Genomic DNA, 7,450 nt, shown 5'->3' with positions numbered 1-7,450 from the left:
GCGACATCGTCCGCGACTCGGCCATCTTGCGCTTCGAACTGACCTTCGAAGTCGCCTGGAAGCTGTGCCAGCGTCTCGTTCGTGAGCAGGGGCTGGAGGCGAACAGTCCCCGCCAGGCGTTCCAGCAAGCCTTCACCCTCGGCTGGATCGGCGATGAGGAGGTCTGGGCGGCGATCGTCAGGGCGCGCAATCTGGCCGTGCATGTCTACCGGCAGGAACACGCCGAAGCTCTCTACCTTGAGCTGCCCCACTTTCATGTGGCGTTTCAGGAGTTGCAGCGTTCTTTGCGGGGCGAGACCTGACATCTACTCAAGGGGGCACGCTTGATTTTTCCAGAGACGCGAAGATGCTCATCATTTGGCGACAGGGGCAACCATGACAGCAGCCTCGAGCCCTCTGCTCTGCCGCCAGGGCCTGCCGCTACCGGCGGGCCGGAAAGCGCGCGGCATGTGGTCTTCATGGGCAACCTGGCTTCTGCGGTGTGGCAGCGGTAGAGCATCCCAGTGCCGCTGGTGGAGTCCTCCATTTGCCGACGAAGTTTCCGGGTTTATGCGGTGAGGCCGAGTCACGGTTCAGGCAAAAGCTTGAGCGGCCTCTTGGCCTTGACGATGGTGAAGTGACGGCGGTCCGTTGTGGCGACGCGGCCACCCTCACGCTCTGCCAGTGCAATAACTGCTGCGTCGGCAAAACCCAAAGGCAAGTCGCCATATTTCACAACCAGCTCTCTGATGCGTCTGATGTCGGCTTCGCTGCCGGCCAATAAGAGGAGACGGTTTTCAATAGCCTTGAGGAAAATCTCGAGTGCTTTAGTTCCGACTCGGGTTTCAAGCAAATAGGCTATTTCTGCCAACACAGCCGTTGGGATGAGGATGTTCCTCTCCCGCTCGAACAGCACTCGTAACTGAGCATGGTGCTCGTCTTTGTGATTGAAGAAGCCATAAACAGCCCCACTATCCGCGATGATAACCACCAAACGCGCTCCTCAGATAGCGTTTAATCTCGGTGCTTTGCAAGTCATCCTCGATAAACCCTGCCAGGTCCGCCAAGGTGCGAACCGCAGGTTTTTTGACCATCCGCGCACCCTTCGGCTTGACTGGTTTCTCCTTCACGCTCTTTGCCACGGGCCTGACCTCCAGAGTTAAGTATAGCGCGGCATTAATGGTTGCACGGCGTCAAGCTGCCGGATCGCGTCTATGGCCCAGAGCTCACGCTGCGCGTGACAAAGGCGCTGGCTGAACGCAACCTGAGCATCTACCTCTACGGCAGCAAACAGGACGTTTTGGAGCGCTTTATATGTTGTGTTTACATGCGCGCCGGACCTCGCCCGCCGGACCTCCGACTTGAACCTCGGCGTCGTTCTTCAGCTTGCGCCTGTTCCTCAAGGCATGGCGGCTTATCCGCTGCGGTGTGACGCTTGCGGAAAACCTGCCCCAGCCCTTGTCCATAATGCCTTATAGCTTGGCGGTTCGAGGGGTGCCGGCTTTGGAAAGGGCGCCACATGACTAGAGGACGGTGCTGGGACATGAAAAGACCGAGGCGACGCGGGCAAGCGGCGCTCCATAACGCAGCGTCGCCGCTTGCCGTAGCCGCTAAGCGCGCTGCCAGGTGGCCGGGCGAAAGGACGACCGAGGAAACGAGAGAGAGCGAGGGGATTGCCCCATGCTTGTAGCGCCTACCTCGATAACCTATGCGTTTTTTATCACTGTCGCGCTGGGCCTCGGCTACTGGCTGACGGGCCGGATATGGTGCTACGCTCGAGACGCGGGTATCCTGGACATTCCCAACGGCCGAAGCTCCCACATAAAAGCCACGCCAAGAGGCGGGGGTCTCTCCTTCGGGCTGATCTTTCTCGGCTCCTGCACCGTGTTTTTCTGGCTGCTGCCTGAGAGCCGGGCGCTATGGGTCGCGCTGCTGGGAGGTGGCGCGCTGATCGTTGCCATCGGCTGGCTGGACGACCGCTACGACGTCGTGTACAGGCTGCGCCTGGCGGTTCACGCGCTGGCGGCCGCCTGGGTCGTCTTCTGGCTGGGCGGGCTGGGACAAGTCGAGCTGGGTGTGGCCACCCTGCCGCTAGGCGTTTTGGGCTCCTTGCTGGCCTGGCTGGGCGTCATCTGGCTCATCAACCTCTACAACTTCATGGACGGCATCGACGGGCTGGCCGCCGGTCAGGCGGTGGTGGTGTCGCTTGCCGCCGGTAGCCTCCTGCTCGCCGCGGGCTACTGGCCACTGGCCCTGGCCTGCTGGACGCTCACCGCGGCGACGGCAGGCTTCTTGTACTGGAACTGGCCCCCCGCCAAGATTTTCATGGGCGACGTGGGCAGCGGCCTGCTCGGCTTCGTCTTCGCCGCTTTGGCCCTCTACACGGAAGGCCGCGGCATGATGCCCCTGCTGCTCTGGATCCTGCTGCTGGCGCCCTTTATCGTCGACGCCACGGCGACCCTGCTCTACCGCATCGCCAAACGGGAGAACTGGCTCGAGGCCCACTGCTCCCACGCTTACCAGCGGGCGGTCCAGCGCGGCTACAGCCACCTTCAGGTCACCTCGTGCGTCCTGCTCATCGACGGCGTGCTGGTGCTGCTGGCCTACCTGGCCTGGCGCTGGCCCGCGGCTTTGCTGCCCGCGGTATCGGTCGTGCTCATGGCGCTCTTCCTGCTGTGGCACCACTACACCGTTGTGAGGGTCGAGCGGGTCGAGCGGGTCGAGGCGGTCGACAGAGGGGTCGGCAGGTTGAGGCTCGCATCCCGAGACAAGGTGGCGTTGAAGAAGTAGGCTTTGCAACTGAGGATTGTCTCGTCGCTACAGGGTCAGTACGCGCCCTTGGCGGCGAGCACGGCCAGGACGGTGCGCAGCAGCAGGTAGATGTCGAGCCACAGCGACCAGTTGCGCACGTAGTAGCTGTCGAGCGTCTCCTGGACCTCGAGGTCGCCCTCGCTGCGTTCCGACACCTGCCACAGGCCGGTCACCCCCGGCATCACGCTGCGCCTGAACTCCCTGAACTCGGGGCTGAACCGCTCGAGGTGGTAGTAGGGAAAGGGCCGCGGCCCCACCAGGCTCATCTCACCGCGCAAGACGTTCAGGACCTGCGGCAGCTCGTCGAGGCTGGTCTTGCGCAAAAGCCGGCCGACGCCGGGGAGGATGCGCGGGTCGTTCTTGAGCTTGTAAAAGCGCCGCCACGCCTCTTCCGCCGCCGGATCGCCCGCGAGCGGCTGCTGCAGCCGCTCTTCGGCGTCCAAGTGCATGGTGCGCAGCTTCCAAATCCAGATCTCCTTGCCCTTGTAGCCCTCTCGAGCCTGCGTGTAAAACGCCGGCCCCGGGCTGACCAGCTTGATCCAGACCGCGAAAAAGGCGATGAGCGGCAGGCTGACGAGCGCTACGGGCACGCTGAGCAGATAGTCGATGCCGCGCTTTAGGACGCGGTTGTGCTTTTGCAGCAGGTTCCGCTTGATCTCGAGACCCAGGATCCCGCTCATGTCGATAGAAGACACCCACAAGCTCTGCAGGTTGAAGAGGTCGGGGACCAGGATGAGGCGGGAGAAGGTAAGGCGGCGGATAAGCTGGACCAGGCGCTCGTGACCCGTGCCGGGCATGGCGAGCACGGCGACGCGCACGCGGCGCGACAGCGTGCGGCTCTCCGAGAGCGGCCCGAGCACCGGGAGGCCCTCGACCTCCCGCCCCCATTTGGCGGGGTCGTCGTCGAGATAGGCCACGGGTATGAAGCCGAGCGTGCGCTGGCGGTTGAGCGATTGGCTGACCAGCCTGCCGGTGCGCGCCGCGCCCAAAATGACCACCGGAAGCCCCCAGCAGCCCCGCCGGGCGAGCCACTTCCGCAGCAGGAGCTTGCCGAGCAAGGGCAAAACCAGCGCAAAGACCAGGGCGAAGAGGATCACCCCCCTGGGCCAGTCCTGCTGAGCGAACAGGTCCCCCCAGGCGAGCAAGATCGCAAAGCCGATCAGGGTGACATAGGAGTGGCGTCGGAGCCGCTCGACCGGGCTCATGCCGTAGCTCGGGTAGAGACCCGCCAGGTAGTAGCCGGCGGGGAACAGCAGCATGCTCAAAAACAAGCCCTGAAGGTCCCCCAGCTCGAACCTCACCGGCAGCAGGGGAGCCAGCAGCAGGCGGGCTAGATAGCCGAGATAGACCGCCAGCTGCAGCGCCACGATGTCGCCGGCGACCAGCAGCCAGGGAACCCACTTCCTCTCCCGGAAGTGAGCCTCCGTAGAGGCCGGGAGGCGAGCGGCCTGCACGCTCATGCCCCAGACTTTTCTTCCACGGACTTTTCTTCAGAGGCCGCTGACGACCGGGTTCGGCTCGACCGGGTTCGGCTTGGCGGGTGCGCTCTTTCCACCGGGCCATTGTACCCAATTCATAGCGCCTCGGTTCCAGAAGCGCAGGGCACCAGAAGTGCCGGGGCAAAGGAGCGGGCTTCTAGAATGCTCACAATAACGTCCTTGTCAGGTGGTACAGCTTCAAAGCCCCTGACAAGCGAAGACCCGTCTTGATCCTCACTCGCAACACCAGCATCGGCGTCCTTGACGCCCTCACGGTGGCGCCCATCACCTCCACCATCCGCGACGTGCCCTCGGAAGTCGTCGTCGGTGAGGATGACGGGCTCTTCAAGCTCTGCGCGGTCAATCTGCACAGTCTTCAGACCGTTCCCAAGGCGAACCTCGGCGACCTCGTCGCCACCCTCTCCCCAGAGCGCATGCAGGAGATCGAAGAGGCGCTCGAGTTTGCTCTCGGCTTCAGGGAGATGATCTAACAGCTCACTATCCGTAGAGCCTCGGTAGCCAGAGCGGCATCCGCGCTCTGCAAGAGCTCAGGCTGAAGCCTGGTACACCTCGGCGCTCAGGAGAGCGAAGTGCCGCTCGTCGAAGGTGAAGACCTGAGCGCCGGCACGCCTCGCCATGCCGGCCAGCACCGCGTCAGCCAAAGTCACGCGCTGATCGTTGAACTTCGCTACCGCCTCGAGCGCGGCCTGCATGTCGGCTGCCTGCGGATAGACCGGACCGTAATTCTCGAACGCCACCTGGGCGATAGCGGCAGCGTTCTTCAGCTTGCGCCTGAGCGTCAAGGTGTGGAGCTCGAGCAGGTTGCTTATGGGGCAGCTCAGGGGCACGCCTGCTTTTTCCAGAGACGCGAAGATGCTCAGGGCCCGCGGATGGTGTTGGTCTCGCTTGTCGGCTAGCGCGTAGAGCGGGCCGGTGTCCAGATAGATCGCTTTAGAGCGCCGCCTAGCGGTCAACGCTTGTCCTTGGCGGCCCTCAGGTGTTTCTCCTCGAGCGCCTCGCCCAAGTAAGCATCGTGGTGGGTGCTCACATTCCCTGGGCTCTCCTGGTCATCTATCATGCCCGCGAGCGCCAGGTAGGAGGGTGAGCGCTCCCCTGAGCGGTTGAGCCCCTCGTCGACTTCGAACAGGTCCGCTACCCCGACGGGCTTGCCGGTCAGTTCCCGCAGCGCTGGAATGATGGCGTCCAAGGTGGCGAGGTACACCCCCCTCGGTCTCTCCTTGAGCATGTTGTAGATCGAGTTGCGGGATACCTCTCCCTTCACCTTTTGGGAGAGGGCGTAGGCCGTTACGCCGTGAGCGTCGAGAAATTCTTTCAGCTTCCATTTCGTCATCATGCCGTCACTCTACCACGTCGGCCTGTACCACATCGGCCCGTACCACATCGGCCTGTAGCTGCCGGCCTGTTAGGTTCGACACCTGCCATGTTCGGCGACAGGGTCAATGACAGCGCCTCGAGCCAGGGAAGGGCTCGAGGTACAGGATCACGGACGGGGTTGTCGACATGTAGCTGCCGGACCAGGAGAAGCGTGAGGCAATCGCTGGTTAGCGCATTCTGTAAACGTTGCGACGGTGACCGACTTTATGAATCACGATACGCTGCTCATCTTCAAGGATCTGGTAGAGGACCCGGTAGTCACCCACGCGCAGCTTAAAGAGATGTGCCAAACCACCCGTCAGAACCTCTGGTTTTATATCCTCTACATGCCCGGCTAACCAGTTGACCCTCTTGATGATACGACGGGCTACAGATTTGTCCAGCTTGGCCAGTTCCTGGCTCGCGGCGTCCAGGATACGAACGCTATACACGCTCAGTCCAAGCCAAGATCCCGTACCACGTCCTCAAAAGCTGCTCCACGTTCGCCTGAGGCAACAGTACGCTTTTGTTCTACGAGCCTTTGGCGCACAACCTCGTGAAGCTCGAGCCCCTCGTCAGGATCACCCAGCAGTTCAAGCAGCTTTTGCTCGACCGCGGCTTCGATGAGCTCTTCGAGTTCCTCTCTGGTCATTTCCGCGACCGTATCGGCCATGTCATCCTCCAATCCAGTGTACTTTAGGTTTGACACCTGCCATGTTTGGCGACAGGGGCAACCATGACAGCAGCCTCGAGCCGCACCCGCGCGCCCTGGGGTTTTCCCCGCTCCTGATGCACCTTGAGATCGCCGACCGCCCGGATGAGCGCCGGAAGGTCGGCATCGCGAGGTGGTTTTTCTCTTGGCGTGAGGGTGATCTCGAGGTCCAGCGCCTCGAGCATGCCGGCGAGGCTCTTGGGGAGCTTGCCGCGCCTGCCCGTCATCACGTCGGAGAGGTATTGCGGGCTCACGCCCAGGTTCCGTGCCAGCTCCTGCCGGCTGATACGAGCGCGTTTCAGATGGTGCTCGATCTCCTGGCGAGCTTGCGGTCGATGTCCATGCGCCCATGCTACCGCGCCTATCTCAAGAAGACAAGAAAAAGCCGACTTTCCGCCCCCCTCTGCGAGATTTAGGAATTTTCATTTCACGTCCCTGACGGGTAAATTTCATTTCTCCGTTGAGGCGAATAATCTCGAGGCAAGTTCGCTGGGAAGCCAAACCATTTTTCTTAGGCCGTAGAGTGAGACAATTCACTATTCAAGTGGAAACAGTCATCATGATAAGCAGTGTCCAGGGCGGCGTTTTCGCCAAATGGCTTAAATTAACAGAATTCGTGAACAGGGGGCGGAAAGTCGGTTCTACTCAATGGGGGCTGCATTGCGACCCTTTGGAGTTTTGCCGCCGGCCACCTGAATGACACGACTGTATGCCTGCAACAGCTTGGATTTCTGATGTCGCCACTCTAAAATCTCTTCCATTCGTGCTCTTCCTCGTTCACCCATTCTTTGTCTTTGTTGAGGATCTTCCAGCAGCTCGAGGATTTTGTGGGCAAAATCAATCTCATCATCGGCCTTTGCATAAAGCGAGGCATCTTCGGCAGAGAGGCGTCCTTCTATGACATCAAACTGTACGATAGGTTTGCCCAAGGCCATATATTCCAAGATCTTGTTCATGGTTGAAAGGTCATTGTAGGGAGTTTTTGGATCAGGATTGACACAGACATCGCAAGAAGAGATTCGCTCTATCAATTCCTTATCCGGGATCCTGCCTGTAAACTCAATATATTCCGTCAGTCCCAAGGTTTGTGAAAGCG

General features: G+C 61.0%; 12 protein-coding genes. 3 read left to right on the top strand and 9 right to left on the bottom strand.

Annotated elements, in window-relative coordinates:
* A partial coding sequence (locus M3498_15655) for a nucleotidyltransferase substrate binding protein (protein ID MDQ3460715.1) occupies nucleotides 1–302 on the top strand: 302 nt, incomplete at its 5' end.
* A gap of 263 nt (nucleotides 303–565) precedes the next feature.
* On the opposite strand, the gene M3498_15650 is transcribed toward M3498_15655, so the two are convergent.
* Entirely contained in the window at nucleotides 566–970 is a 405-nt protein-coding gene (locus M3498_15650; GenBank protein ID MDQ3460714.1) for a PIN domain-containing protein, read from the bottom strand.
* Nucleotides 951–1,121 (bottom strand): hypothetical protein, encoded by a 171-nt coding sequence (locus M3498_15645; GenBank protein ID MDQ3460713.1) that lies wholly within the window; start codon nucleotides 1,119–1,121, stop codon nucleotides 951–953. Before M3498_15645 ends, M3498_15650 begins: the two co-directional genes overlap by 20 nt.
* Nucleotides 1,122–1,659: 538 nt before the next feature.
* Here M3498_15645 and M3498_15640 point away from each other — a divergent pair.
* Nucleotides 1,660–2,769 (top strand): glycosyltransferase family 4 protein, encoded by a 1,110-nt coding sequence (locus M3498_15640; GenBank protein MDQ3460712.1) that lies wholly within the window; start codon nucleotides 1,660–1,662, stop codon nucleotides 2,767–2,769.
* A 35-nt stretch (nucleotides 2,770–2,804) separates the two neighbouring features.
* Here M3498_15640 and wbaP read toward each other — a convergent pair whose 3' ends face one another.
* The gene (gene wbaP / locus M3498_15635) at nucleotides 2,805–4,250 is read right to left on the bottom strand and encodes an undecaprenyl-phosphate galactose phosphotransferase WbaP (protein ID MDQ3460711.1); all 1,446 of its coding nucleotides are present in this window, start codon (nucleotides 4,248–4,250) and stop codon (nucleotides 2,805–2,807) included.
* Between the two features lie 245 nt (nucleotides 4,251–4,495).
* Here wbaP and M3498_15630 point away from each other — a divergent pair, with 245 nt between their 5' ends.
* Nucleotides 4,496–4,759: a type II toxin-antitoxin system PemK/MazF family toxin gene (locus M3498_15630; protein ID MDQ3460710.1), complete on the top strand. Its 264-nt coding sequence runs from the start codon at nucleotides 4,496–4,498 to the stop codon at nucleotides 4,757–4,759.
* Between the two features lie 57 nt (nucleotides 4,760–4,816).
* Here M3498_15630 and M3498_15625 read toward each other — a convergent pair whose 3' ends face one another.
* From M3498_15625 to M3498_15600, 6 genes are all read right to left on the bottom strand, one after another.
* Nucleotides 4,817–5,242, bottom strand: a complete 426-nt coding sequence (locus M3498_15625; GenBank protein ID MDQ3460709.1) for a PIN domain-containing protein — start codon at nucleotides 5,240–5,242, stop codon at nucleotides 4,817–4,819.
* Nucleotides 5,239–5,622 (bottom strand): helix-turn-helix transcriptional regulator, encoded by a 384-nt coding sequence (locus M3498_15620; GenBank protein ID MDQ3460708.1) that lies wholly within the window; start codon nucleotides 5,620–5,622, stop codon nucleotides 5,239–5,241. Before M3498_15620 ends, M3498_15625 begins: the two co-directional genes overlap by 4 nt.
* A gap of 208 nt (nucleotides 5,623–5,830) precedes the next feature.
* Complete coding sequence (locus M3498_15615) at nucleotides 5,831–6,094, bottom strand: type II toxin-antitoxin system RelE/ParE family toxin (protein MDQ3460707.1); 264 nt, start codon at nucleotides 6,092–6,094, stop codon at nucleotides 5,831–5,833.
* A 2-nt stretch (nucleotides 6,095–6,096) separates the two neighbouring features.
* On the bottom strand, nucleotides 6,097–6,315 hold the full coding sequence (locus tag M3498_15610; GenBank protein MDQ3460706.1) for a hypothetical protein: 219 nt from the start codon (nucleotides 6,313–6,315) through the stop codon (nucleotides 6,097–6,099).
* A 23-nt stretch (nucleotides 6,316–6,338) separates the two neighbouring features.
* Nucleotides 6,339–6,608 (bottom strand): hypothetical protein, encoded by a 270-nt coding sequence (locus M3498_15605; GenBank protein ID MDQ3460705.1) that lies wholly within the window; start codon nucleotides 6,606–6,608, stop codon nucleotides 6,339–6,341.
* A 387-nt stretch (nucleotides 6,609–6,995) separates the two neighbouring features.
* Nucleotides 6,996–7,450 (bottom strand): glycosyltransferase (locus tag M3498_15600; GenBank protein MDQ3460704.1); only part of this gene is annotated, 455 nt, incomplete at its 5' end.

It is taken from the genome of Deinococcota bacterium, from assembly GCA_030858465.1.
Taxonomy (GTDB): domain Bacteria; phylum Deinococcota; class Deinococci; order Deinococcales; family Trueperaceae; genus JALZLY01.
This window is presented reverse-complemented; position numbering and strand designations above follow the sequence as displayed.